The sequence below is a fragment of the Klebsiella sp. Ech2A genome (genome assembly GCF_030078455.1).
GTDB classification, from domain to species: domain Bacteria; phylum Pseudomonadota; class Gammaproteobacteria; order Enterobacterales; family Enterobacteriaceae; genus Klebsiella; species Klebsiella terrigena.
Genome location: NZ_JAQGFU010000006.1, coordinates 1 through 24,045 on the forward strand (window position 1 = coordinate 1; position 24,045 = coordinate 24,045).

The following is a 24,045-nucleotide window of genomic DNA, read 5'->3' on the forward strand; positions in this document are numbered from 1 at the left end:
CGGCTGAACATGCGGCCAGCCGGCGCCGGCTCCGCCGGACGAGCTGGAAGGCTCGCGCGGCGTTTCGCGGCCGTAGCGCGCGGCGGCTGGCTCACGCGCGGGGATCGGCTGTGCAAAATGGTTAGCGCCGGCCGCGATCCGATTCTCCGGAATCTGCAGACGCGGCGGCTCCTCACCCTCTTCCGCCAGCGGCGCGCTGAGCTGCTGCTGGAGGACGCTGAGCACCCCTTGATAGATAAAATCATGGACCAGCCGGGACTGGTGAAAACGCACTTCGTGCTTCGCCGGATGGACGTTGACATCCACCTGGTGCGGGTCAATCTCAAGGTACAGGACAAAAGCCGGCTGCTGATCGGCCCCGAGCTTATCTTCACAGGCCTGGCGAATAGCGTGGTTGATCAGCCGATCGCGCATCATACGGCCGTTGACGTAGCAGTACTGGATCTCCGCCAGCGCCGGATTGGTGTGCAGCGGATCGGCCACCCAGCCGCTGAGGGTCAGATCGCCGTGCTGCCACTCAATCGCCAGCGCCTGCTCGAGGAACGGCGTACCGCAGATAGCCCCCAGCCGCCGCTCGCGCTGTCCGCCCGCGGGTACGGCGCGATACTGGCGCATCGCCTTGCCGTTATGGCTGAGATTAATCGTGACGTCGAAACGCGCCAGCGCGATGCGGCGGACGATTTCATCGATGTGGTTGAATTCCGTCTTTTCGGTACGCATAAACTTGCGGCGTGCCGGGGTGTTATAGAACAGATCCAGCACTTCCAGCGTGGTGCCGACCGGGTGCGCCGCCGGCTTGACGGTCACATCCTGATCGCGCCCTTCGGCGTAGGCCTGCCAGGCCTCCTGCTGCTCCGCCGTGCGGGAGGTGAGGGTCAGCCGCGCCACCGAGCTGATGCTGGCCAGCGCTTCCCCGCGAAAGCCGAGGCTGATGATGGCTTCCAGATCGTCGAGGGAGGCAATTTTACTGGTGGCGTGGCGAGCCAGCGCCAGCGCCAGCTCGTCCTTTTTGATGCCGCAGCCGTTGTCCCGAATGCGGATAAGCTTCGCGCCGCCGCGTTCGATATCAATATCAATTCGGGTCGCGCCGGCATCAAGGCTGTTTTCGACCAGCTCCTTAACCACCGACGCCGGACGTTCCACCACCTCACCTGCGGCAATCTGGTTGGCGAGCTGCGGCGGCAGAACCTGAATCGGCATGACTGACTCCTTAATTTATCAACGTCCTGCCAGGCGACGCGGCGCTGGCCGTTTGTGCGGACTCGCCGCGCGGGGCTGATTGCAGCGGGTGCTGCATAAAGTAATTACGCAGACCGTTATAAATTGCTTCGGCAAGCTGCTGCTGATAGTTGTCGCTGGCCAGCAGCCGCTCTTCGCCGGTGTTGCTGATAAAGCCGGTTTCGACGAGGATCGACGGAATATCCGGCGAACGCAGCACGCCGAGGCTGGCGTGTTCCGGACGGCGCTTGTGGAGATCGCCGACCCGCTGCAGCTGGCTCAATACGTTAGTCGCCACATCATACCCGACGCGCTGGGAATGGCCGAACTGTAAATCCAGTACCGCCTGGCTCAGGTAGGGATCCGACTGGCTGTTCGCCAGCACGTCGCCCGCGCCGCCGAGCAGCTCGGACTGCTTCTCATGCTGCTCGAGCCAGCCCGCCATTTCGCTATTGGCGCGGCGGTTGGACAGCACCCATACCGACGCGCCGGTAGCGTCACGGTTCGGCGCCGCATCGGCGTGAATCGACACCAGGAAGTTGGCATTCTGCTTACGGGCGACGTCAGAACGGCCCATCACCGAAATAAAGTAGTCGCCGTCGCGGGTCATGACCGGCCTGAACATCGGGTCGGCGTTCAGCAACGTACGCAGCTTGCGGGCAATAGAGATGGTCACGTTCTTCTCTTTGGTGCCGTCCGGGCCGATCGCGCCGGGATCCTGGCCGCCGTGGCCGGCATCGATCGCAATAATGACCTTATCGTCCGTCGCCACCGCGCGCGCGGCCGGGCGCGTCACGGGATGGCTCTCGGTCATCGCCGTTTGCCGTTCGTTACCCGATGACTTAAACGGGTTGCGCGCCGGCGCCACCGGCACCGGACGTGGGGCGATCGTCGACGTTTCCACCCGCTTCACGACCGCCGGAGGCGGTGGAGGGGGCGGCGGAACGTCGGCGTTAATCGTGAACACCACGGTATAATTAGAGCCGTTTTGCTGCTTCACCGCGCGGGTTTTACCGTCTTCCGTCAGGTCCACCAGCAGGCGCAGAGACTGGGTATCCTGCGCGGCGCCCGCGCGAATGCTTTTCACCAGGTTGCTGCCGCTAAACAGCAGCGGTAATCCCTGCAGGGTGCCGGTCTGCTTGATATCCAGCGCCACCGTGCGTTTGCCCTGCGGGCTAAAGGAATATTCAGGATCGCCGATAAAGCTAATGGTAATACGGGCCTGCCGATCTCCGTTAGAGACCTGGATATCGGATAAACTTGCCGCAAAGGTCTGCATGCTAAACAGCATCAGCGCAGCGGCCAGCCAAGGGGTTATGCGATATTTCATCCCGCGATCCTTCAGGCTAAACGCGCCAGTAAAGACTCACCCAATGAGGAGACTGCCGTTACGCGCGCCTCACGCCCTTGTGCCTGATACTCAAGATGAATTTCGACATCCGGCTCGGGCAGCACGCCCGCGCCCTGCTGCGGCCATTCAACCAGGCAGATAGCATCGTCAGTAAAATAGTCACGGATCCCCATAAACTCGAGCTCTTCGGGGTCCGCCAGGCGGTAGAGATCAAAGTGATACACCATCAGGTTTTCGAGGGTGTACGGCTCCACCAGCGTATAGGTAGGGCTTTTGACATTCCCGCGGTGGCCGAGTGCGTGTAAAAAGCCGCGGCTGAAGGTCGTTTTACCCGCGCCTAAATCGCCATACAGATAGATGACCGTGGCGCCCGTACAGAGCCGTGCAATACGGTTGCCAAGGTCCAGGGTTGCCTGCTCGTCGGGTAAAGGAATCACTCGGTTAATCATGGTCTACGTCAATCACATCCGGGTTAACAACACGCCTGAGCGTGGAAAAAAGATCGGTCGCCAGCATCCCACGAGTGCCATCTCTGGCAGCCAGTCGGTCTGCGGCTTCGCCGTGCGCCACGCAACCGGCGCAGGCAGCATCATACGGCGTCAGCTTTTGCCCTAACAGAGCGGCAATAATACCGGTGAGCACATCGCCCATTCCGCCGCTGGCCATACCGGCATTGCCGGCATCGATAATACCCATCTCGCCTGCTTCACTGGCCACCACCGTCCCCGCGCCTTTCAGCACGACCACGCCACCATAACGTTTTACCAGACGTTGAGCAGAATGTAAGCGATCGCTTTCAATTTCTGCCACGCTGCAGTCAAGCAGACGGGCGGCTTCGCCGGGGTGTGGCGTCAGCACGCGATTGTGACGTTTATCGGCATTGATTGCCAGCAGGTTCAACGCATCCGCATCCCACACCATCGGTTTCGCAAAGCTCTCCAGCTGGCGTAGCGCCCGCGTCGCCCATTCGCTCTGGCCGAGTCCCGGACCGATCGCCACCACATCAGCCCACTGCAGACTGTCATCGAGGCTCTGCGGCGTGAGCGCATCCACCATCAGTTCCGGCCTGGCGGTAATAATCGGCGCAATATTTTCCGGATGGGTCAACACCCGCACGAGCCCCGCTCCCGCCCGCAGCGCCGCTTCTCCTGCCATCCTGATGGCGCCAGCGGTGCCGCGGTCGCCACCCACGATCGCCAGCCTGCCGTGATCGCCTTTATGGGAGGTCGCGCGGCGCGGCGGCAGCCAGCCCGCCAGCTGCGAGGCGTCAAAGCGTGCCAGGGGGAAGGTTTGTCCGGCAAGCCAGCCGTCGAGGCCCAGGGAGTGGTAGTGCAGCTGACCCACCACGTCGCGGGCTTTACCGGTCAGCAGCCCCGGCTTGAGGGCGATAAAGGTTAGCGTGTGGGCCGCATGGACGACCTCCCCCGGTGTGGCTCCGGTCTGCGCGTTGAGCCCGGAGGGGATATCCAGCGCGACTATCGGCGCCGGATGCGCATTGGCGCGCGCGATAAGCTCGGCGGCAGGCCTGCGCGGAGCGCTGCGCAGTCCGGTGCCCAGCAGTCCGTCAATAATCAGCGAGATCGCTTCCGGCCAGGCGATATCCGCCGCGTGGATCGTCCCGCCGGCGTTGAGCCACTCTTCGCGTGCGGCGTGCGCCTCCTCCGGCAGCGGCTTCTCGCTCTCCAGCGCCAGCAGCGTCACCTCAATTCCTTCAGCCTGCGCCAGGCGCGCAACGACGTAGCCGTCGCCGCCGTTGTTGCCGTGGCCGCAAAGAATCAGCCAGTTCTGGCTGGCAGGGTAGCGGCTGCGCGCCAGCTGGAAAGCCGCTTCGCCGGCCCGGCGCATGAGCTCAAACAGGGTCAGCCCGAGGCTATCGGCAGCCTCTTTTTCGACCCGCCGGAGCGCCTCTGCAGGGCAGATGAAGTGTGGTATACTGACAGGGTTTTTCGTCATTGTATGGTCCATCATGTTACAGCCCCTCGATCTCAATAAGTTAGCGCAACAAATCAAGCAATGGGGCACTGAACTCGGGTTCCAGCAGGTGGGTATCACCGATACCGATCTCAGCGTCAGCGAACCCAAACTGCAGGCATGGCTGGACAAACAGTACCACGGAGAGATGGAGTGGATGGCGCGCCACGGCATGATGCGCGCGCGCCCTCATGAGCTTCTTCCCGGTACGTTACGCGTCATCAGCGTACGGATGAACTACCTGCCCGCGAATGCCGCTTTTGCCCGCACCCTGAAAGATCCCGCGCTTGGCTACGTCAGCCGTTATGCCCTTGGGCGTGATTATCATAAGCTGCTACGTAACCGCCTGAAAAAACTCGGTGAGATGATTCAGGAACAGTGTGCTTCGCTCAATTTTAGACCGTTTGTCGATTCCGCGCCTGTTCTGGAGCGTCCTTTGGCGGAAAAAGCGGGTCTTGGCTGGACGGGCAAGCACTCGCTGATTATTAACCGCGACGCCGGGTCGTTCTTTTTCCTCGGCGAGCTGCTGGTGGATATTCCCCTGCCCGTCGATCGGCCGGTCGCCGAAGAGTGCGGGCGCTGCGTCGCCTGCATGACGATCTGCCCGACCGGCGCCATCGTCGAGCCCTATACCGTCGACGCCCGCCGCTGCATCTCCTATTTGACCATTGAGCTGGAAGGCGCGATCCCCACCGAGTTCCGCCCGCTGATCGGCAACCGCATTTACGGCTGCGACGACTGCCAGCTGATTTGCCCGTGGAACCGCTTTTCCCAGCTTACCGATGAAGAGGATTTCAGCCCGCGCAAAGCGCTGCATGCGCCGCCGCTGGTGGAGCTGTTTGCCTGGAGTGAGAGTCATTTTCTGAAGGTGACCGAAGGATCGGCAATTCGCCGCATCGGTCATCTGCGCTGGCTACGCAATATTGCCGTGGCGCTGGGAAATGCGCCATGGGATGAAGCGCATCTTAAGGCGCTGGAAAGCCGTCGGGGCGAGCATCCGCTTCTCGATGAGCATATCGAGTGGGCAATAGATCAGCAAATCGCCAGGCGCAGCGCCGGCGCGGTTGACGTGCAGCTGCCGAAGAAACAGCGGCTGGTCAGGGTGGTCGAAAAAGGTCTTCCGCGAGACGCCTGATTCATTCACAGGCTGTGAATAAAAACAAAAACACATTGCGTTTCAACATGCACACGAACGTCAAGTGATCGTATTAACACTTTGAAATGAAATTTTATTGTTAAATTTCAATGAGATGGATTGATACTATTCAAAAGTTGAAGTTTTTCCGCAACGCGTCGTTTGCATTTAACCTGTGGATAACTCTGTTCACAGTATTTTCCGGTATTCAACGGAAGGCATCCCCGGCGCGCTATTGCACTGTGGATAAATTGAGCATGAGGAAGAAATTTGGAGCGGGAAACGAGACTCGAACTCGCGACCCCGACCTTGGCAAGGTCGTGCTCTACCAACTGAGCTATTCCCGCTTGGGTGTGGTAACTATCAAATTTGGAGCGGGAAACGAGACTCGAACTCGCGACCCCGACCTTGGCAAGGTCGTGCTCTACCAACTGAGCTATTCCCGCTTAATCTTCGTCTTTCAACCTGCCGCTACCTGAGTAGCTTTACCGCAAGCCGAAATCCTGTGATTAGGATAGTGCCTTTCAAATTTTGGAGCGGGAAACGAGACTCGAACTCGCGACCCCGACCTTGGCAAGGTCGTGCTCTACCAACTGAGCTATTCCCGCGTACTTCTTGCCATATTTCTATGGCGTCGTGATTTGCATTTCTGCTTCGTCACGGGAGGCGCATTATACGAGAATTCGATTTAGCTGCAACCCCCCTGCGAGCACTTTTTTTCTATTTTTGTCTGAATGGACATTTTATCGCCAGATAGCGTCCTGAATTGTATAAATAAGCAGCGCATAAGGCAAAATAACTTTTTCCGACCTTGTTAAAGGCGCAAAATCGCCCCGCTCTGCGGGTATGATCACCCCATAGACGGTCAACAACAATGACAAACAGGGAAATTAAAATGAAAAATACGCTCTCCGTCCTGCTGCTGATCGCGCTAGCTATGGGAACGGCATCGGCAACGACGCTGCATTTTGGCACTACGACGGCCAATCCGCCCTTTGAAACCGTCAACGCGAAAAACCAGCCGGCCGGTTTTGATATCGATCTTGCCCGGGCGCTCTGTAAACAGATGCAGGCCGAGTGCACGTTTACGCCGCAAAGCTTCGATACCCTCATCCCGGCGCTGCGCTTTAAGAAATTCGACGCCATCATCGCCGGCATTGAGATCGTCCCGATGCGCGAAAGGCGGGTCGCCTTCACTCAGCCCTATCGCCAGCAGCTCTCCGGCGTGGTTGTCAGCGCTAAGAATAGCGCCCAGGGTTTTGCTGACCTGAAGGGTCAAAAGATCGGCGTCGCTAAAGGCAGCATTCATCAGCGCTACCTGCACGATAAGCAAAAACAGGTGAACGTCGTCGCTTACGAGAGCAATGCAGCCGCGTTCAGCGCGCTGAAAGAGGGGAGCGTTAACGGGGTAATGAGCGACCGCGCCGACGCCGAGACGTGGCTGCAGGAGAATCCTGACTACGCCATCATCGACGAGCAGGCAACCGACGCCAAATATTATGGTAAGCAGCTGGCAATCGCGGTGCGCCAGGATGACCCGGAACTGCTCAACGCGCTGAACGCCGCGCTGGAGGTCGTCAAGGCCTCCCCTGAATTCGGGCAAATGGAGCTGAAGTGGTTTAAATAGCCGGGCCTGTCGCCGGGCCCGGTGGCCCCGGCGGCAAGGTTAGAGCTTAACGTTACAGCTTGATAAAGTGCTCGCGGTAGTAGGACAGCTCCGCCACCGATTCGCGAATGTCATCCATCGCCTGATGGGTGCCCTGCTTTTTAAAGCCATCGAGGATTTCCGGCTTCCAGCGGCGCGCCAGCTCTTTTAGGGTGCTGACGTCGAGGTAGCGGTAGTGAAAGTACGCTTCCAGCTCGGGCATGTACTTAAAGAGAAAGCGGCGGTCCTGACCAATGCTGTTGCCGCAAATCGGCGATTTACCCGCAGGGACCCACTGCTTGAGGAATTCGATAGTCGCCAGCTCGGCCTCGCGATCGCCCTGGGTGCTGGCCTTGACGCGCTCTACCAGCCCGCTGCCGGTATGGGTGCGCACGTTCCACTCGTCCATCAGCGCCAGCTGCGCGTCAGACTGGTGTACCGCAATGGTCGGCCCTTCCGCCAGAATGTTCAGGTTTGCATCGGTCACCAGGGTGGCGATTTCGATAATGCGATCGCGCTCCGGATCCAGCCCCGTCATTTCAAGATCGATCCAAATCAGGTTGTTTTCATCTGCACTCATGCTATTTTCCACCCTTCTTGCGTGACTATATTCATCTAAAATAGCGTGTATCATAGAGGTTTTGCCCCTACAGGGCGACCAGGAGCCAGTTCGATTGAGTAAAAATAAACTCTCCAAAGGCCAACAGCGCCGCGTGAAGGCCAACCACCAGCGCCGCCTGAAAACGACTTCGGAGAAGGCCGACTACGATGACAATCTGTTTGGCGAGACCTCCGAAGGCGTCGTCATCAGCCGCTTCGGTATGCATGCCGACGTTGAATCCGTTGACGGTGGCGTTCACCGCTGCAACATTCGCCGGACGATCCGTTCGCTGGTCACCGGCGACCGCGTGGTCTGGCGCCCGGGCAAAGATGCCGCTGACGGCGTTAGAGTAAAAGGTATCGTTGAGGCCGTGCACGAGCGGACCTCGGTCCTGACGCGTCCGGATTTCTATGATGGCGTGAAGCCCATCGCCGCCAACATCGATCAGATAGTCATTGTTTCCGCGATCTTACCGGAGCTGTCGTTAAACATTATTGACCGCTATCTGGTGGCGAGCGAAGCGCTGGACGTCGAGCCGCTGATTGTGCTCAACAAGATTGACCTGCTGGACGAGGACGCCCTGGCGTTCGTCAACGAGCAGATGGACATCTACCGCAAAATTGGCTATCCCGTGCTGATGGTATCGAGCCGGACCCAGGACGGGCTGAAGCCGCTTGAAGAGGCACTCACCGGCCGCATCAGCATCTTTGCCGGGCAGTCAGGGGTGGGTAAATCCAGCCTACTGAACGCGCTGCTGGGCCTCGGCGACGATCTGATCCTGACCAACGACGTCTCTGACAACTCGGGCCTCGGCCAGCACACCACCACCGCCGCGCGCCTCTACCACTTCCCGCACGGCGGCGACGTGATCGACTCCCCCGGCGTGCGCGAATTTGGCCTGTGGCACCTTGATGCGGAACAAATCACCCACGGTTTTGTCGAATTTCACGATTATTTAGGCCGTTGCAAATACCGCGACTGCAAGCATGATACCGATCCGGGCTGCGCGATTCGCGAAGCAGTTGAAAACGGCAGCATCAACGAGCGCCGTTTTGAAAACTACCACCGCATTCTGGAAAGCATGAACGAAGTGCAGGTAAAAACGCGTAAAAGCTTTTCATCATCCGATGACTGACATTTAAGCTGAGCATCGCTATACGCTTCATCCTTCAGGCTGCCTCTGCGCTGGCGGCGCCCGTCTCCCCGGCTATGCTGCCGGGGATTCGCAGACCGGCCGCCGCAATGCAACCCGGATGAGTTTACGTATAGAATCGACCCTTTTTTCAGATCCCCGACGCGTTGCGGGGGTCAGGAACGATAAATAATGGCCTGGAGGCTACCTTGTTAAACGATCTGAAACTTTCGCTGCAATACATTCTGCCTAAACTGTGGCTGACCCGCCTCGCAGGCTGGGGTGCGAGCAAACGAGCGGGTTGGCTGACGAAGCTGGTCATCGACCTGTTCGTGAAGTGCTACAAGGTCGATATGAAAGAGGCGCAGAAGCCTGATACCGCCAGCTACCGCACCTTTAACGATTTCTTTGTGCGCCCGCTGCGTGATGAAGCGCGTCCGCTGAACACCGATCCGAACGTGCTGGTTATGCCTGCCGACGGCGCCATTAGCCAGCTGGGCGCTATCGAAGACGATAAAATCCTGCAGGCCAAAGGCCACAACTACACCCTGGAAGCGCTGCTGGCCGGCAACTACCAGATGGCAGAGCTGTTCCGCAACGGCAACTTCGCCACCACCTATCTGTCGCCGCGTGACTACCACCGCGTCCACATGCCGTGCAACGGTATTCTGCGCGAAATGATCTACGTTCCGGGCGATCTGTTCTCCGTTAACCACCTGACCGCGCAGAACGTGCCGAATCTGTTCGCCCGCAACGAGCGCGTCATCTGCCTGTTCGATACTGAATTTGGCCCAATGGCGCAAATTCTGGTCGGTGCGACCATCGTTGGCAGCATTGAAACCGTCTGGTCCGGTACCGTGACTCCGCCGCGTGAAGGCGTGATTAAGCGCTGGACCTGGCCGGCGGGAGACGATGAAGGCGCCATTGCCCTGCTGAAAGGCCAGGAGATGGGTCGCTTCAAGCTCGGTTCGACGGTGATCAACCTGTTTGCGCCGGGCAAGGTTAAGCTGCTCGAGCAGCTGCAGAACCTTTCCGTCACTAAGCTTGGTCAGCCGCTGGCGACCGCCGTTGAGACCATGTCCACGACCGAAGGCGCCGCCAGCATTCTGGGCGACGATTCGCAAGACGAAGGTTAATAGCTGACAAAAAGGGTTATGCCGTGCGCCTGATATATATTTTCCTGCTGGCCTGGAGCCTCAGTCTGGGGGCGTACGCAGCGACAGCCCCCGACGCTAAACAGATAGCTCAGGAACTGGAACAGGCGAAGGCGGCAAAACCCGCCCAGCCTGGTACCGTTGAAGCGCTGCAGTCCGCGCTGAACGCGCTCGAGGAGCGTAGCGCCTCCCTCGAGCGTACGCGCCAGTACCAGCAGGTTATCGATAACTTCCCCAAGCTGTTCCAGACCCTGCGCTCGCAGATCAACAACCTGGCCGATGAACCGCGCCAGGTATCTACGACGCTCTCCACCGACGCCCTGAATCAGGAAATCCTGCAGGTCAGCAGCCAGCTGCTCGAAGCCAGCCGTCAGGCCCAGCAGGAGCAGGAGCGCGCCCGCGATATCGCCGATTCGCTAAACCAGCTTCCCCAGCAGCAAACCGACGCCCGCCGTCAGCTGAACGAGGTTGAGCGCCGCGTGGGCACCCAGACCAGCAATACGCCGCTGGCGCAGGCGCAAAATCTCAGCCTGCAGGCGGAATCCGCGCGCCTGAAGGCGCTGGTCAACGAGCTGGATCTGGCGCAGCTCTCCGCCAACAATCGCCAGGAGCTGTCGCGCATGCGCGCCGATCTGGCGCAAAAGCAGAGCAAACTGCTCGACGGCTACCTGCAGGCCTTGCGTAATCAGCTCAATAGCCAGCGCCAGCGCGAAGCCGAAAAGGCGCTGGAAAGCACCGAGCTGCTGGCGGAGAACAGCGAAAACCTGCCGCCGGAGCTGGTGGCCCAGTTTAAAGTTAACCGCGAGCTGTCGCAGGCCCTCAACCAGCAGGCCCAGCGCATGGACCTGGTGGCTTCCCAGCAGCGTCAGGCCTCCAACCAGACGCTCCAGGTGCGCCAGGCGCTCAATACGCTACGCGAGCAGTCGCAGTGGCTGGGCGCTTCCAGCCTGCTGGGCGAAGCGCTACGCGCCCAGGTCGCCCGCCTGCCGGAGACGCCAAAACCCCAGCAGCTGGATACCGAGATGGCCCAGCTGCGGGTGCAGCGGCTGCGCTTTGAGGACCTGCTCGGCAGCCAGACGCAGCTCCGCCAGCTGCGCCAGGCCGACGGCCAGGAGCTGACCAGCGAGCAGAATCGCATTCTTGAGGCGCAGCTGCGCACGCAAAGCGAGCTGCTCAACTCGCTGCTGCAGGGCGGCGATACGCTGATTCTGGAGCTGACCAAGCTCAAGGTGGCCAACGGTCAGCTTGAGGACGCCCTGAAAGAGATGAACGAAGCGACCCACCGCTATCTGTTCTGGACCTCGGACGTCAGCCCTATCAGTTTTTCATGGCCGCTGGAAATTGCTCACGATCTGCGCCGCCTGGTCTCTCTCGATACCGTCAGCCAGCTGGGCAAAGCCAGCGCGATGATGTTAACCAGCAAGGAGACGCTGCTGCCGCTGTTTGGCGCGCTGATTCTGGTCGGTTTCAGCATCAGCTCGCGTCGCCACTTCACCCACTTCCTTGAGCGTTCCAGCGCCCGCGTGGGCAAAGTGACCCAGGACCATTTCTGGCTCACCCTGCGCACCGTGTTCTGGTCGATTCTGGTGGCCTCGCCGCTGCCGGTATTGTGGATGACGCTCGGCTATGGCCTGCAGTCCGCCTGGCCCTTCCCGCTGGCGGTCGCCATCGGCGAAAGCGTCACCGCCACGGTGCCGCTGCTGTGGGTGGTGATGGTTTGTGCGACCTTTGCGCGTCCGAACGGCCTGTTTATCGCCCACTTCGGCTGGCCGCGTAGCCGGGTCACCAAGGCCATGCGCTACTACCTGATGAGCATCGGGCTGATCGTCCCGCTGATTATCGCGCTGATCATGTTCGATAACCTCAACGACCGTGAGTTCTCGGCCTCCCTCGGCCGCCTGTGCTTCCTGCTGATTTGCGGGGCGCTGGCGCTGGTCACCCTGAGCCTCAAGCATGCCGGTATTCCGCTGTATCTCGATAAGTCGGGAAGCGGCGATAATATGGTTAACCGCATGCTGTGGAACCTGCTGCTGGGCGCGCCGCTGATTGCCATGCTGGCGGCGGCCATTGGCTACCTGGCCACCGCCCAGGCGCTGCTGGCCAGGCTGGAAACGTCGGTGGCGATCTGGTTCCTGCTGCTCGTGGTCTATCACATCATCCGCCGCTGGATGCTGATCCAGCGCCGCCGGCTGGCCTTCGATCGCGCCAAGCATCGCCGGGCGGAAATCCTCGCCCAACGCGCGCGCGGCGAAGACGAGGCCGCGCACTCCAGCAGCCCGGAAGGGTCTGCGGAAATCGAAGTCAGTGAAATCGATCTCGATGCGATCAGTATCCGCTCGCTGCGGCTGGTACGCTCGCTGCTGATGCTGATCGCCCTGGTCTCGGTGATCGTCCTGTGGTCAGAAATCCATTCGGCGTTTGGCTTCCTCGAGAATATCTCGCTGTGGGACGCGACCTCAACGGTACAGGGCGTTGAAAGCATCGAGCCGATTACGCTTGGGGCGGTGCTGATCGCGATTCTGGTGCTGATTATCACCACCCAGCTGGTGCGCAACCTCCCCGCCCTGCTGGAGCTGGCGATTCTGCAACACCTGGACCTCACGCCGGGCACCGGCTACGCGATCACCACCATTACCAAATACCTGCTGATGCTGATTGGCGGCCTGGTGGGCTTCTCGATGATTGGCATTGAGTGGGCGAAGCTGCAGTGGCTGGTCGCGGCTCTCGGCGTCGGCCTCGGTTTTGGCCTGCAGGAGATCTTTGCCAACTTTATCTCGGGCCTGATTATTCTCTTTGAAAAGCCGATACGTATTGGCGATACGGTGACCATCCGCGATCTGACCGGCAGCATCACCCGCATCAACACCCGCGCCACGACCATCAGCGACTGGGACCGGAAAGAGATTATCGTGCCGAATAAGGCGTTCATCACCGAGCAGTTTATCAACTGGTCGCTGTCTGACTCCGTCACCCGCGTGGTGCTGACGGTGCCGGCCCCGGCGGATGCGAATACCGAAGAGGTCACGCAGATCCTGATTAGCGCCGCCCACCGCTGTTCGCTGGTTATCGATACGCCGGCGCCGGAGGCCTTCCTCGTCGATCTGCAGCAGGGGATTCAGATTTTCGAGCTGCGTATTTACGCCGCCGAGATGGGTCACCGCATGCCGCTGCGCCACGAGATCCATAAGCTGATTCTGGCAGGCTATCGCGAACACGGTATCGATATGCCGTTCCCGCCGTTCCAGATGCGTCTGGAGAGCATTGACGGCAGGAAGAGCAGCAGAGCGATGACCTCAGCCGGGAAATCCAGCCGAACGGCGGGCAGCCTGTAGGTTCAGCCCTGGCAGGCGGCTCATGCGCCGGGTCAGGTCTGCGCGCTGGCCCTGGGCGGCCAGGGAGAGGTATTCGGCCGGTCAGGCGCGATCGACGGTAAAGGCGATCACCTCGCCGATGCTTTCGGCACCCAGCGCCAGCATCACCACGCGATCGACGCCCAGCGCCACGCCGGAGCAGTCCGGGAGGCCCGCCTTCAGGGCTTCCAGCAGATTGCCGTCAATCGGCTGCTGCGGCAGGCCGCGGGCCGCACGCTTGCGGTTATCCTGCTCGAAACGCTGCTGCTGTTCGCGGGCGTCGGTCAGCTCGTGGAAGCCGTTCGCCAGCTCAATTCCCTTGTAATAGACCTCAAAGCGCTCCGCAACGCGGTGATCTTCGGTGCTGATCTGCGCCAGCGACGCCTGGCTTGCCGGGAAGTGGTAGATAAAGGTCGGACGGTCCTTGCCGATATGCGGCTCGACGCCCATGGTAAACAGCAGCTGCAGCAGCGTATCCTTATCCTCTTCCGTATCGGCGATATTGCTCAGGTCGAGCTTCGCCGCCGCTTCGCGCAGCTGCGTCTTATCGGCCGACAGCGGATCGAGCTCAAGATGGCGCAGGAACGCCTGCTGATAGGAGAGGCTTTCCGCCGGCTGGCACTCCAGCACCTGCTGCAGTAAATCATCGACCTCGTTAATCAGACGATACATGTCATAGCACGGACGATACCACTCCAGCATGGTGAATTCCGGGTTGTGGTGACGCCCCATCTCTTCATTGCGGAAGCTGCGGCACAGCTGGAATACCGGGCCACAGCCCGCGGCCAGCAGCCGCTTCATATGGTATTCCGGGCTGGTCATCAGATAGAGATCCATCCCCTGAGAGTAGCCGGGGCCGACGAAACGGGTCTGGAACGGAAACAGGTGAATATCCGTTACCGTTGCCTGACTCATGCAGGGCGTCTCCACCTCCAGCACGCCGCGGTCGGTAAAGAAACGACGAATTTCCGCCATCACAGCCGCGCGTTTTAACAGGTTTGGGATCGATGCGCTCGGCTGCCAGGTTGCCGTTTCACTCATGGTACTTTCTCCGATTTCATACAAGGGCACGAAGTCTACTCGTAACCGGCGAGTGAGACAAATTTTGTGCCCGCGGGCCCTAACCCATACCGAAAATTTATTAACCATTGGGACGCATAAAAAGCGCTGATAAATCACCGCACATATCGATAAAAAAATCGAACACGTCAATTTTCCCTATCGACCATAGGGCTATACTTCTTTACCTATAAAGGAGAGGTGACACATTTTCGCCAGCCCGGCGGCGAAATAAACAAAAACTGGAGGAATGTCGTGCAAACTTTTCAAGCCGATCTTGCCGTAATTGGCGCTGGCGGAGCGGGTCTTCGCGCTGCAATCGCCGCAGCGCAGGCTAATCCAAATGCCAAAATCGCACTGATTTCAAAAGTCTATCCTATGCGCAGCCACACGGTTGCGGCGGAAGGTGGCTCCGCCGCCGTGACGCAGGATCATGACAGCTTTGAGTACCATTTTCACGACACCGTCGCCGGCGGCGACTGGCTTTGTGAGCAGGATGTCGTCGACTATTTCGTCCATCATTGCCCGAAGGAAATGACCCAGCTTGAACAGTGGGGATGCCCGTGGAGCCGCCGTCCGGACGGGAGCGTCAACGTCCGCCGCTTCGGCGGGATGAAGATCGAACGCACGTGGTTTGCCGCGGATAAAACCGGCTTCCATATGCTGCACACTCTGTTCCAGACCTCCCTTCAGTTCCCGCAAATCCAGCGTTTCGACGAGCATTTCGTCCTCGATATTCTGGTCGACGATGGTCAGGTGCATGGCCTGGTGGCGATGAATATGATGGAAGGCTCGCTGGTACAAATCCGCGCTAACGCGGTGGTGATGGCCACCGGCGGCGCAGGACGCGTCTATCGCTACAACACCAACGGCGGCATCGTCACCGGCGATGGGATGGGCATCGCGCTCAGCCACGGCGTTCCGCTGCGCGATATGGAGTTCGTGCAGTATCACCCGACCGGCCTTCCCGGCTCCGGTATTCTGATGACGGAAGGCTGCCGTGGCGAAGGCGGTATTCTGGTCAACAAGGACGGCTACCGCTACCTGCAGGATTACGGCATGGGCCCGGAAACGCCGCTCGGCGAGCCGAAAAACAAATATATGGAGCTCGGCCCGCGCGATAAGGTCTCCCAGGCCTTCTGGCACGAATGGCGTAAAGGCAACACTATTCCAACGCCGCGCGGCGACGTGGTTTATCTCGACCTGCGCCACTTAGGTGAGAAAAAGCTGCTGGAGCGTCTGCCGTTTATCTGCGAACTGGCGAAGGCCTACGTCGGCGTTGATCCGGTTAAAGAACCCATTCCCGTGCGCCCAACCGCGCACTACACCATGGGCGGCATCGAAACCGACCAGAGCTGTGAAACCCGCATCAAGGGGCTGTTCGCCGTGGGCGAATGCTCGTCGGTCGGCCTTCACGGCGCCAACCGCCTTGGCTCCAACTCGCTGGCAGAGCTGGTGGTCTTTGGCCGCCTCGCCGGCGAGCAGGCCATCAGGCGGGCAGCGGAGGCTAAAGAAGCCAACGTGAGCGCGCTGGATGCGCAGACCGCCGACGTCGAAAAACGCCTGAAAGACCTCATCAATCAGGAAGGCAATGAGAACTGGGCGAAGATTCGCGACGAGATGGGCATGTCGATGGAAGAAGGCTGCGGGATCTACCGTACGCCGGAGCTAATGCAGAAAACCGTCGATAAGCTGGCCGAGCTGCAGGAGCGCTTCAGGCGCGTACGCATTACCGACAGCTCCAGCGTCTTCAATACCGACCTGCTGTATACCATCGAGCTGGGTCACGGCCTGAACGTGGCGGAATGTATGGCTCACTCTGCCCTTGCGCGTAAAGAGTCCCGCGGCGCGCACCAGCGCCTGGATGAGGGCTGCACCGAGCGTGACGACGTCAATTTCCTCAAGCATACGCTCGCATTCCGCGATGCCGATGGCGCCACGCGCCTTGAGTATGGCGATGTGAAGATCACCACTCTGCCGCCAGCAAAACGCGTATACGGCGCAGAAGCGGAAGCAGCCGAGAAGAAGGAGACGAGCAATGGCTGAGATGAAGACCCTGAAAATCGAGGTGGTGCGCTACAACCCGGAAGTGGACACCGCACCGCACAGCGCGTTCTATGAGGTTCCTTACGACGAGCAGACCTCACTGCTCGACGCGTTAGGCTATATCAAAGACAACCTCGCAGCGGATCTCAGCTACCGCTGGTCCTGCCGGATGGCGATTTGCGGCTCCTGCGGGATGATGGTCAACAAGGTGCCGAAGCTGGCGTGTAAAACCTTCCTGCGCGAATACACCAAAGGCATTAAGGTCGAAGCGCTGGCTAACTTCCCGATCGAGCGCGATCTGGTGGTCGATATGACCCACTTTATCGAGAGCCTGGAAGCGATTAAGCCCTATATTATCGGCAACCCGCGTACCCCGGATCAGGGGCCAAACAAGCAGACTCCGGCGCAGATGGCGAAGTACCATCAGTTCTCCGGCTGCATCAACTGCGGCCTGTGCTACGCCGCCTGTCCACAGTTTGGCCTTAACCCTGAGTTTATCGGCCCGGCGGCCATCACCCTCGCCCATCGCTACAACGAGGACAGCCGCGACCACGGTAAAAAGGAGCGCATGGCGCAGCTTAACGGTCAGAATGGCGTCTGGACCTGTACCTTCGTGGGCTACTGCTCGGAAGTCTGTCCGAAGCACGTCGACCCGGCGGCCGCCATTCAGCAGGGCAAGGTAGAGAGCTCGAAAGACTTTCTTATCGCCACCCTGAAACCACGCTAAGGAGTGCATTATGACGACTAAACGCAAGCCCTACGTGCGGCCGATGACGTCCACCTGGTGGAAGAAGCTGCCGTTTTATCGCTTCTACATGCTGCGTGAAGGAACGGCGGTACCGGCAGTCTGGTTCAGCATCATCCTGATTTATGGCCTGTTTTCCCTCAAGCACGGGGCGGAAAGCTGGGCGGGATACGTTGGCTTTCTGCAAAATCCGGTGGTGGTGATCCTCAACCTGATCGCCCTCGGCGCAGCGCTGCTGCACACCAAAACCTGGTTTGAGCTGGCGCCGAAAGCCGCCAATATTATTGTCAAAGGCGAGAAAATGGGGCCAGAGCCGGTTATTAAAGGGCTATGGGCGGTGACTGCGGTAGCAACGGTGGTGATCCTGTGTATCGCCCTGTTCTGGTAAGGAGGCTGGAATGATCAATCCCAACCCAAAACGTTCCGATGAACCGGTATTCTGGGGGCTGTTTGGCGCCGGCGGCATGTGGAGCGCCATTATTGCTCCGGTGATGATACTGCTGGTCGGTATCCTGCTGCCGCTGGGCCTGGCGCCCGCTGACGCCTTCAGCTACGAACGCGTGCTCGGCTTTGCCCAGAGTTTTATTGGCCGGGCATTTCTCTTCCTGATGATCGTCCTGCCGCTGTGGTGCGGGCTCCACCGCATTCATCACGCCATGCACGACCTGAAAATTCACGTCCCGAACGGGAAGTGGGTGTTCTACGGCCTGGCCGCCATCCTGAGCGCGGTCACGCTGGTCGGCGTATTATTTATCTAAACCTCCCGATGCCCGGTAGCGGAGTGTTACCGGGCTCTCTTTTGCAGAATATTTTCCCGTTTTTTTCCCGCCAGAATCTACACTTAGCAAAAAACCAGTAAGGAAAATAGTATGCGTCTGCTGCCAATGATTGCCGCTGTTGCCGCCTCGTTTCTGGTTGTTGCCTGTAGCACCCCGACGCCTCCGCAGGGCGTGACGGTGATCAGCCCGTTTGATACCCAGAGCTATCTCGGCACCTGGTATGAAATCGCCCGTTTCGACCATAGCTTTGAGCGCGGCCTGGAAAAGGTCACCGCAACCTACAGCCTGCGCGACGACGGCGGACTGAACGTCGTCAATAAGGGCTATAACCCCGATCGCGGGATGTGGCAAAAAACGGATGGCGTGGCCTACTTCACCGGCGAGACCAATCGGGCGGCGCTAAAAGTCTCCTTTTTTGGCCCCTTCTACGGCGGCTACAACGTGATTGCGCTGGATAAAGATTATCGCTACGCGCTGGTGTGCGGACCGGACCGGGATTATCTCTGGCTGCTGGCGCGCACGCCGAAAATCGCGCCGGAAGTGAAGCAGCAGATGCTGGATATCGCCTCCCGGCAGGGCTTCGACGTGAGCAAGCTTATCTGGGTCAACCAGCGCTATTAGTGGGTGCTGAGCTTGAGGCCGATAATACCGATGACGATGCACGCCAGGCTGGCAATACGCATCGGGCTGGCGGACTCGCCCAGCAGGACGATACCGGCAATCGCCGCGCCGACGGCGCCGATCCCCGTCCACACCGCGTAAGCGGTGCCTACCGGCAGGGTTTTCATCGCCCATGACAGCAGCGCCATGCTGACCACCATCGCCACGATGGTGATGGCGCTGGGTATCAGGCGGCTAAAACCGTGGGTGTACTTCAGACCAACCGCCCAGACCACTTCCAGCAGACCGGCGATAAACAAAATTAACCAGGACATAAGGCTCCTTGATGGGGCCGTCCCCGGATGCGGTACGCTTACGGGTCGTCCCGCAAGGTGGGTGAAAAAGCGCGGATATTATAAACAACGGCGCGAGAGATGGGAAGAACGGTACGACCGTCAGCCGTACCGTCAGGGGCTATTGCTGAGCTTTAGTCGCGGCACCGGAAATGGCGCTACCACCTTCTGAAATATCCTGACCGACGCCACGCGTTGTATTACATGCGGTCAGCACAGAGGAAAGAGCCAAAACCGTAAAGAACGCTGCAATCGCTTTTTTCACCATAATGTCATCCTTATTTACCAGTTTTAGTTATCGTGCCCTATAAGCATAGACAAACTGACCCGGGATGAAGGGATCTCAGCGTTTTTTAAGACAAAAAGCGATGCGCGACGTCGGGAGACAGGAATCAGAAGAGGGGGAAAGCGGTGCTTAGCTGGCGGCGTGAGAGATGGCGTGCCCCAGGCTGCGGATATCTTCACCCACGCCGTGGACCGTATGACAGCCGGCCAGCAGGGCGCCGCTGAGCAGCAGCAATACCACAAGCTTTAAGGTGTTGTTCATCTTCCCTGCCTGCTATCGATACCTTGCGCGCTATAGGGGGCGCAGCAGCGCGCTGCGCCAACCGTCAGAGACGTGAATTACTTCACGCGGGATACGTATTCGCCAGAGCGGGTATCCACTTTAATCACTTCACCAATCTGTACAAACAGCGGAACTTTAACCACTGCGCCAGTGGTCAGGGTTGCCGGTTTACCGCCGGTACCCGCGGTGTCGCCTTTCAGACCCGGATCGGTTTCAACGATTTCCAGCTCAACGAAGTTCGGCGGAGTCACGGAGATAGGCTGACCGTTCCACAGAGTCACGATGCACTCAGCCTGATCCAGCAGCCATTTAGCGCTTTCACCAACGGCTTTCTCGTCAGCGGCCAGCTGTTCGAAGGTGGAGTTGTTCATGAAGTGGTAGAACTCACCGTCGTTGTACAGGTAAGTCAGGTTCATATCTACAACGTCTGCGCCTTCAGCGGAGTCGGTAGATTTGAAGGTTTTCTCTACGCGGGTGCCGGTCAGCAGGCGGCGCAGCTTAACGCGGGCGAAAGCCTGGCCTTTTCCCGGTTTTACGAATTCACTCGCTTCAACGGCATAAGGTTCGCCGTCCATCATGATTTTAAGACCAGCACGAAAATCGTTGCTATAGTAAGTCGCCATAAGGCCCTCTGAAATTGTTAATTGGTAGCTAAGCCACAAAATGGCGCATATTGTAACCCTAAATACCCCATCCAGAGAAGATTGGTTAACGCAACTTGCCGATGTTGTGACCAGTCCTGATGAACTGCTGCATCTTTTAAATGTAGACGCTGATGCAAACCTATTGGCGGGGCGCGATGCGAAGCGCCTCTTTGCGCTGCGCGTTCCCCGGGCTTTTATCGCCCGTATGGAGCGAGGAAATCCTAACGATCCTCTTCTGCGTCAAGTACTTACTTCGCAAGAAGAGTTTATCGCCTCCCCCGGTTTTTCCACCGATCCGCTGGAGGAACAGCACAGCGTGGTGCCCGGACTGCTGCATAAATACGCCAACCGCGCGCTGCTGCTGGTTAAAGGCGGCTGCGCGGTAAATTGTCGTTATTGCTTCCGCAGACACTTCCCTTACGCCGATAACCAGGGCAATAAGCGCAACTGGCAGGCGGCGATGGACTATATTTCCGCCCATCCGCAGCTCGATGAGATTATTTTTTCCGGCGGCGACCCGCTGATGGCGAAAGATCATGAACTCGACTGGCTGCTCACCCAGCTGGAAGCTATCCCGCACGTCAAGCGTCTGCGTATTCACAGCCGGCTGCCCATCGTCATCCCGGCGCGCATCACCGAGGCGCTGGCGGCGCGTTTCACCCGCTCTTCGCTGCAGATACTGCTGGTGAACCATATCAACCACGCCAATGAAATCGACGCTGAGTTTCGCGCAGCGATGGCGCGTTTACGCCTCGCTGGCGTCACCCTGCTGAACCAAAGCGTACTGCTGCGTGGGGTCAACGATAGCGCGCAGACGCTGGCTAATTTGAGCAATGCGCTATTTGATGCGGGGGTGATGCCGTATTACCTGCACGTGCTGGATAAGGTCCAGGGTGCGGCCCACTTTATGGTCGAAGATGAAGAAGCCCGGGCCATCATGCGCGAGCTGCTGACGCTGGTATCAGGCTATATGGTACCGAAGCTGGCGCGAGAAATCGGCGGAGAGCCGAGCAAGACGCCGCTGGATTTGCAGCTACGACAGAGCTAGCTAGCGTTCTTTCCCCTCTCCCCACCGGAGAGAGGGGAAAGCGATCAGTTCGGGCACTTATAGACCTGACCGTTCATTTCGCTATCGGTCGGCACAAAGCTCGACAGCAGGTTCTGCGTCGGGCTGCTGACGCCGTAAATCACGTTGCCGCCCATTGCTGCAGCCTGGTTACGCAGCGCATTAGCCGCGCCGCGCATAGAGCCACCCTCACCGCCGTTCTGCCCGGAGAGCCAGTTGCTCTGCTTGCCGCTAGCGGTTCCCAACAGCTGGCAATCCGCACCCGGCTTATCTTCAACAAAGCGTACGCTCTGCCCGCCTGAGCTCAGTTCGTTGCTGGAACTGCAACCCGCTAACAGTAGTGCTGCGCCGACAATCCCTGCTAAATATCTTACCTGCATGTTATTCCCCATGATCAATGAGCTGGACGCGCTGGCCCGGATGTACACCTTATACTAAAAAGCCGGAAAAAAGAAAAACCCCCGAGCATTTCTGCCCGGGGGTTTCTTTGTTTCTAAGGGGTAGAGCACATGATTACATCATGCCGCCCATGCCACCCATACCGCCCATGCCGCCAGCAGCGCCTAAATCAGCTGCGTCGCTTTTCGGCAGATCGGTAACCATGCACTCGGTAGTGATCATCAGACCAGCAACGGAGGCCGCGTACTGCAGAGCAGAACGGGTTACTTTAGTTGGGTCGAGGATACCGAAGTCGATCATGTTGCCGTATTCTTCAGTCGCCGCGTTGTAACCGTAGTTACCTTCGCCCGCTTTTACGTTGTTAGTTACCACAGACGGTTCTTCACCGGCGTTGGAAACGATCTGACGCAGCGGAGCTTCCATTGCGCGCAGCGCAACTTTGATACCGACGTTCTGATCTTCGTTCTGAGCAGTCAGGCCAGCCAGTTTAGCCGCAACGCGCACCAGCGCGACGCCACCACCGGCAACCACGCCTTCTTCTACCGCAGCACGGGTCGCGTGCAGGGCATCGTCAACGCGCGCTTTCTTCTCTTTCATTTCAACTTCGGTAGCTGCACCGACTTTGATAACCGCAACGCCGCCTGCCAGTTTAGCAACGCGTTCCTGCAGTTTTTCACGGTCGTAGTCAGAAGTCGCTTCTTCGATCTGCTTACGGATCTGAGTCACGCGGCCCTGGATAGCGCCTTCTTCACCCACGCCATCGATGATGGTGGTGGTGTCTTTGTTGATCACAACGCGTTTTGCCTGACCCAGGTCTTCCAGAGTCGCTTTTTCCAGCTCCATACCGATCTCTTCAGAGATAACGGTACCGCCGGTCAGAGTCGCGATGTCCTGCAGCATAGCTTTACGACGGTCGCCGAAGCCCGGTGCTTTAACCGCAGCCACTTTAACGATGCCGCGCATGGTGTTAACCACCAGCGTTGCCAGCGCTTCGCCTTCCACGTCTTCAGCGATGATAACCAGCGGTTTGCCGGCTTTCGCTACGGCTTCCAGAACCGGCAGCATTTCGCGGATGTTGGAAACTTTTTTGTCAGCCAGCAGGATGAACGGGCTTTCCAGCTCAACGGCACCGGTTTCCGGCTTGTTGATGAAGTACGGGGAGAGGTAGCCGCGGTCGAACTGCATACCTTCAACCACGTCCAGTTCGTCTTCCAGACCGGTACCGTCTTCAACGGTGATCACGCCTTCTTTACCGACTTTATCCATCGCTTCAGCGATCAGTTTACCTACGGTTTCGTCGGAGTTAGCGGAGATGGTACCAACCTGAGCAATCGCTTTAGAGTCGGAGCACGGTACGGACAGGGATTTCAGCTCTTCAACGGCAGCAACGACGGCTTTGTCGATACCACGTTTCAGATCCATCGGGTTCATGCCCGCAGCAACGGCTTTCAGGCCTTCAGCGATGATCGCCTGAGCCAGTACGGTTGCGGTGGTGGTACCGTCGCCTGCAGCGTCGTTCGCTTTAGAGGCAACTTCTTTCACCATCTGGGCGCCCATGTTTTCGAACTTGTCTTCCAGCTCGATTTCACGCGCGACGGAAACGCCGTCTTTGGTGATAGTCGGCGCACCGAAGGATTTGTCCAGGACCACGTTACGGCCTTTCGGGCCCAGGGTCACTTTAACTGCATCTGCCAGTACGTTTACGCCGCGCAGCATTTTCACACGAGCGTCGTTACCGAATTTTACGTCTTTAGCTGCCATTTTAATCTTTCCCTTAAATTCGTATGTTCAGTGTCGTTCGCAGATTAGGCTTCAACAATTGCCAGGATGTCGCTTTCGGACATGATCAACACTTCTTCATTGTCGATCTTTTCAGATTTCACGCCGTAGCCGTCGTTGAAAATGACGATATCGCCCACTTTCACGTCCAGCGGCTGCACGGTTCCGTTTTCCAGGATGCGGCCCTTACCGACAGCGATGATTTCGCCACGAGTTGATTTGGCTGCCGCAGAACCGGTCAGAACGATGCCGCCAGCAGATTTGGTTTCAACTTCTTTACGTTTGACGATCACACGATCATGTAACGGACGAATACTCATTGATAGCTCTCCTTTGAGAAAGTCATTATCAGTTATGGATGACACCGGCCCGTATACGGTTTTCCGGCTAGTGACCTGAGAGATGGGGATGGAGTTTTACCGCTTCAAGGGGCCAATTGAAAAAAAGTTT

24 protein-coding genes and 3 tRNA genes are annotated in these 24,045 nt (G+C 58.6%); 11 read left to right on the forward strand and 16 right to left on the reverse strand.

The genetic code is table 11. The features are described 5' to 3' along the window. The 4 genes from mutL to nnr form a co-directional block, all read right to left on the reverse strand. Positions 1-1,200: DNA mismatch repair endonuclease MutL (gene mutL / locus PFH44_RS02750; protein ID WP_283824230.1), on the reverse strand; the 1,200-nt coding region annotated here is incomplete at its 3' end. Between the two features lie 10 nt (positions 1,201-1,210). Then, positions 1,211-2,548: an N-acetylmuramoyl-L-alanine amidase AmiB gene (gene amiB / locus PFH44_RS02755; RefSeq protein WP_283824231.1), complete on the reverse strand. Its 1,338-nt coding sequence runs from the start codon at positions 2,546-2,548 to the stop codon at positions 1,211-1,213. An 11-nt stretch (positions 2,549-2,559) separates the two neighbouring features. Further along, the gene (gene tsaE / locus PFH44_RS02760) at positions 2,560-3,018 is read right to left on the reverse strand and encodes a tRNA (adenosine(37)-N6)-threonylcarbamoyltransferase complex ATPase subunit type 1 TsaE (protein WP_041143708.1); all 459 of its coding nucleotides are present in this window, start codon (positions 3,016-3,018) and stop codon (positions 2,560-2,562) included. Then, on the reverse strand, positions 3,011-4,522 hold the full coding sequence (gene nnr, locus PFH44_RS02765) for a bifunctional ADP-dependent NAD(P)H-hydrate dehydratase/NAD(P)H-hydrate epimerase (RefSeq protein WP_283824232.1): 1,512 nt from the start codon (positions 4,520-4,522) through the stop codon (positions 3,011-3,013). The genes tsaE and nnr overlap by 8 nt, the downstream gene beginning before the upstream one ends. Positions 4,523-4,535: 13 nt before the next feature. Here nnr and queG point away from each other — a divergent pair, with 13 nt between their 5' ends. Continuing rightward, positions 4,536-5,675, forward strand: coding sequence for a tRNA epoxyqueuosine(34) reductase QueG (queG, locus tag PFH44_RS02770; protein WP_045853369.1), 1,140 nt, complete (start codon positions 4,536-4,538; stop codon positions 5,673-5,675). A gap of 271 nt (positions 5,676-5,946) precedes the next feature. Here queG and PFH44_RS02775 read toward each other — a convergent pair. From PFH44_RS02775 to PFH44_RS02785, 3 genes are all read right to left on the reverse strand, one after another. Further along, positions 5,947-6,022: transfer RNA gene (locus PFH44_RS02775), tRNA-Gly, on the reverse strand. A 23-nt stretch (positions 6,023-6,045) separates the two neighbouring features. Further along, a tRNA-Gly gene (locus tag PFH44_RS02780) sits at positions 6,046-6,121 on the reverse strand. An 86-nt stretch (positions 6,122-6,207) separates the two neighbouring features. Further along, positions 6,208-6,283: transfer RNA gene (locus PFH44_RS02785), tRNA-Gly, on the reverse strand. A 287-nt stretch (positions 6,284-6,570) separates the two neighbouring features. On the opposite strand from PFH44_RS02785, the gene PFH44_RS02790 reads away from it, so the two are divergent. Continuing rightward, complete coding sequence (locus PFH44_RS02790) at positions 6,571-7,302, forward strand: transporter substrate-binding domain-containing protein (protein ID WP_133601097.1); 732 nt, start codon at positions 6,571-6,573, stop codon at positions 7,300-7,302. A gap of 52 nt (positions 7,303-7,354) precedes the next feature. On the opposite strand, the gene orn is transcribed toward PFH44_RS02790, so the two are convergent. After that, entirely contained in the window at positions 7,355-7,900 is a 546-nt protein-coding gene (gene orn / locus PFH44_RS02795; RefSeq protein WP_041143704.1) for an oligoribonuclease, read from the reverse strand. 94 nt (positions 7,901-7,994) lie between these two features. Here orn and rsgA point away from each other — a divergent pair, with 94 nt between their 5' ends. The 3 genes from rsgA to mscM all read left to right on the forward strand — a co-directional run bounded on the left by rsgA (position 7,995) and on the right by mscM (position 13,539). Then, positions 7,995-9,056 carry a small ribosomal subunit biogenesis GTPase RsgA gene (rsgA, locus tag PFH44_RS02800; RefSeq protein WP_045853371.1) on the forward strand — a complete coding sequence of 354 codons (1,062 nt, stop codon included), beginning with the start codon at positions 7,995-7,997 and terminating at the stop codon, positions 9,054-9,056. 206 nt (positions 9,057-9,262) lie between these two features. Further along, positions 9,263-10,189, forward strand: a complete 927-nt coding sequence (gene asd, locus PFH44_RS02805; RefSeq protein WP_283824233.1) for an archaetidylserine decarboxylase — start codon at positions 9,263-9,265, stop codon at positions 10,187-10,189. A 23-nt stretch (positions 10,190-10,212) separates the two neighbouring features. Next, positions 10,213-13,539: a miniconductance mechanosensitive channel MscM gene (mscM, locus tag PFH44_RS02810; RefSeq protein WP_045853373.1), complete on the forward strand. Its 3,327-nt coding sequence runs from the start codon at positions 10,213-10,215 to the stop codon at positions 13,537-13,539. An 81-nt stretch (positions 13,540-13,620) separates the two neighbouring features. Here mscM and epmA read toward each other — a convergent pair whose 3' ends face one another. After that, positions 13,621-14,598, reverse strand: a complete 978-nt coding sequence (gene epmA, locus PFH44_RS02815; RefSeq protein ID WP_045853374.1) for an elongation factor P--(R)-beta-lysine ligase — start codon at positions 14,596-14,598, stop codon at positions 13,621-13,623. A gap of 273 nt (positions 14,599-14,871) precedes the next feature. Here epmA and frdA point away from each other — a divergent pair, with 273 nt between their 5' ends. The 5 genes from frdA to PFH44_RS02840 all read left to right on the forward strand — a co-directional run bounded on the left by frdA (position 14,872) and on the right by PFH44_RS02840 (position 18,807). Next, complete coding sequence (gene frdA, locus PFH44_RS02820) at positions 14,872-16,662, forward strand: fumarate reductase (quinol) flavoprotein subunit (RefSeq protein WP_283824234.1); 1,791 nt, start codon at positions 14,872-14,874, stop codon at positions 16,660-16,662. Beyond that, positions 16,655-17,389, forward strand: a complete 735-nt coding sequence (gene frdB / locus PFH44_RS02825) for a fumarate reductase iron-sulfur protein (RefSeq protein ID WP_045853376.1) — start codon at positions 16,655-16,657, stop codon at positions 17,387-17,389. The genes frdA and frdB overlap by 8 nt, the downstream gene beginning before the upstream one ends. Before the next feature lie 10 nt (positions 17,390-17,399). Next, positions 17,400-17,795: a fumarate reductase subunit FrdC gene (gene frdC, locus PFH44_RS02830; protein WP_283824235.1), complete on the forward strand. Its 396-nt coding sequence runs from the start codon at positions 17,400-17,402 to the stop codon at positions 17,793-17,795. Between the two features lie 10 nt (positions 17,796-17,805). Continuing rightward, a complete protein-coding gene (gene frdD, locus PFH44_RS02835) occupies positions 17,806-18,165 on the forward strand; it encodes a fumarate reductase subunit FrdD (protein WP_045853378.1) in 360 nt (119 codons plus the stop codon). Between the two features lie 111 nt (positions 18,166-18,276). Further along, positions 18,277-18,807 (forward strand): lipocalin family protein, encoded by a 531-nt coding sequence (locus PFH44_RS02840; RefSeq protein ID WP_283824236.1) that lies wholly within the window; start codon positions 18,277-18,279, stop codon positions 18,805-18,807. On the opposite strand, the gene sugE is transcribed toward PFH44_RS02840, so the two are convergent. The 4 genes from sugE to efp form a co-directional block, all read right to left on the reverse strand. Further along, the gene (gene sugE, locus PFH44_RS02845) at positions 18,804-19,121 is read right to left on the reverse strand and encodes a quaternary ammonium compound efflux SMR transporter SugE (protein ID WP_041143694.1); all 318 of its coding nucleotides are present in this window, start codon (positions 19,119-19,121) and stop codon (positions 18,804-18,806) included. The genes PFH44_RS02840 and sugE overlap by 4 nt on opposite strands. 139 nt (positions 19,122-19,260) lie before the next feature. Next, positions 19,261-19,407, reverse strand: coding sequence for a lipoprotein toxin entericidin B (ecnB, locus tag PFH44_RS02850; protein ID WP_004097935.1), 147 nt, complete (start codon positions 19,405-19,407; stop codon positions 19,261-19,263). Between the two features lie 147 nt (positions 19,408-19,554). After that, on the reverse strand, positions 19,555-19,686 hold the full coding sequence (locus PFH44_RS02855) for an entericidin A/B family lipoprotein (RefSeq protein ID WP_041143693.1): 132 nt from the start codon (positions 19,684-19,686) through the stop codon (positions 19,555-19,557). A gap of 77 nt (positions 19,687-19,763) precedes the next feature. Next, positions 19,764-20,330 carry an elongation factor P gene (gene efp / locus PFH44_RS02860; RefSeq protein WP_041143692.1) on the reverse strand — a complete coding sequence of 189 codons (567 nt, stop codon included), beginning with the start codon at positions 20,328-20,330 and terminating at the stop codon, positions 19,764-19,766. A gap of 40 nt (positions 20,331-20,370) precedes the next feature. Here efp and epmB point away from each other — a divergent pair, with 40 nt between their 5' ends. Further along, positions 20,371-21,399 (forward strand): EF-P beta-lysylation protein EpmB, encoded by a 1,029-nt coding sequence (gene epmB, locus PFH44_RS02865; RefSeq protein ID WP_283824237.1) that lies wholly within the window; start codon positions 20,371-20,373, stop codon positions 21,397-21,399. 44 nt (positions 21,400-21,443) lie between these two features. Here epmB and PFH44_RS02870 read toward each other — a convergent pair whose 3' ends face one another. The 3 genes from PFH44_RS02870 to PFH44_RS02880 all read right to left on the reverse strand — a co-directional run bounded on the left by PFH44_RS02870 (position 21,444) and on the right by PFH44_RS02880 (position 23,915). Further along, complete coding sequence (locus PFH44_RS02870) at positions 21,444-21,797, reverse strand: DUF4156 domain-containing protein (protein WP_041143690.1); 354 nt, start codon at positions 21,795-21,797, stop codon at positions 21,444-21,446. A 133-nt stretch (positions 21,798-21,930) separates the two neighbouring features. Further along, complete coding sequence (groL, locus tag PFH44_RS02875) at positions 21,931-23,577, reverse strand: chaperonin GroEL (RefSeq protein WP_045853382.1); 1,647 nt, start codon at positions 23,575-23,577, stop codon at positions 21,931-21,933. 44 nt (positions 23,578-23,621) lie between these two features. Beyond that, positions 23,622-23,915: a co-chaperone GroES gene (locus PFH44_RS02880; protein WP_003855929.1), complete on the reverse strand. Its 294-nt coding sequence runs from the start codon at positions 23,913-23,915 to the stop codon at positions 23,622-23,624. Between the last annotated feature and the right edge of the window lie 130 nt (positions 23,916-24,045).

Coding starts and splice junctions, on each gene's coding strand:
- frdD (WP_045853378.1), top strand. CDS start 17,806: ATGATCAATCCCAACCCAAAACGTTCCGATGAACCGGTATTCTGGGGG.
- PFH44_RS02790 (WP_133601097.1), top strand. CDS start 6,571: ATGAAAAATACGCTCTCCGTCCTGCTGCTGATCGCGCTAGCTATGGGA.
- ecnB (WP_004097935.1), bottom strand. CDS start 19,407: ATGGTGAAAAAAGCGATTGCAGCGTTCTTTACGGTTTTGGCTCTTTCC.
- epmA (WP_045853374.1), bottom strand. CDS start 14,598: ATGAGTGAAACGGCAACCTGGCAGCCGAGCGCATCGATCCCAAACCTG.
- PFH44_RS02855 (WP_041143693.1), bottom strand. CDS start 19,686: ATGAACAACACCTTAAAGCTTGTGGTATTGCTGCTGCTCAGCGGCGCC.
- PFH44_RS02870 (WP_041143690.1), bottom strand. CDS start 21,797: ATGCAGGTAAGATATTTAGCAGGGATTGTCGGCGCAGCACTACTGTTA.
- groL (WP_045853382.1), bottom strand. CDS start 23,577: ATGGCAGCTAAAGACGTAAAATTCGGTAACGACGCTCGTGTGAAAATG.
- frdC (WP_283824235.1), top strand. CDS start 17,400: ATGACGACTAAACGCAAGCCCTACGTGCGGCCGATGACGTCCACCTGG.
- queG (WP_045853369.1), top strand. CDS start 4,536: ATGTTACAGCCCCTCGATCTCAATAAGTTAGCGCAACAAATCAAGCAA.
- sugE (WP_041143694.1), bottom strand. CDS start 19,121: ATGTCCTGGTTAATTTTGTTTATCGCCGGTCTGCTGGAAGTGGTCTGG.
- PFH44_RS02840 (WP_283824236.1), top strand. CDS start 18,277: ATGCGTCTGCTGCCAATGATTGCCGCTGTTGCCGCCTCGTTTCTGGTT.
- frdB (WP_045853376.1), top strand. CDS start 16,655: ATGGCTGAGATGAAGACCCTGAAAATCGAGGTGGTGCGCTACAACCCG.
- PFH44_RS02880 (WP_003855929.1), bottom strand. CDS start 23,915: ATGAGTATTCGTCCGTTACATGATCGTGTGATCGTCAAACGTAAAGAA.
- epmB (WP_283824237.1), top strand. CDS start 20,371: ATGGCGCATATTGTAACCCTAAATACCCCATCCAGAGAAGATTGGTTA.
- orn (WP_041143704.1), bottom strand. CDS start 7,900: ATGAGTGCAGATGAAAACAACCTGATTTGGATCGATCTTGAAATGACG.
- nnr (WP_283824232.1), bottom strand. CDS start 4,522: ATGACGAAAAACCCTGTCAGTATACCACACTTCATCTGCCCTGCAGAG.
- efp (WP_041143692.1), bottom strand. CDS start 20,330: ATGGCGACTTACTATAGCAACGATTTTCGTGCTGGTCTTAAAATCATG.
- tsaE (WP_041143708.1), bottom strand. CDS start 3,018: ATGATTAACCGAGTGATTCCTTTACCCGACGAGCAGGCAACCCTGGAC.
- amiB (WP_283824231.1), bottom strand. CDS start 2,548: ATGAAATATCGCATAACCCCTTGGCTGGCCGCTGCGCTGATGCTGTTT.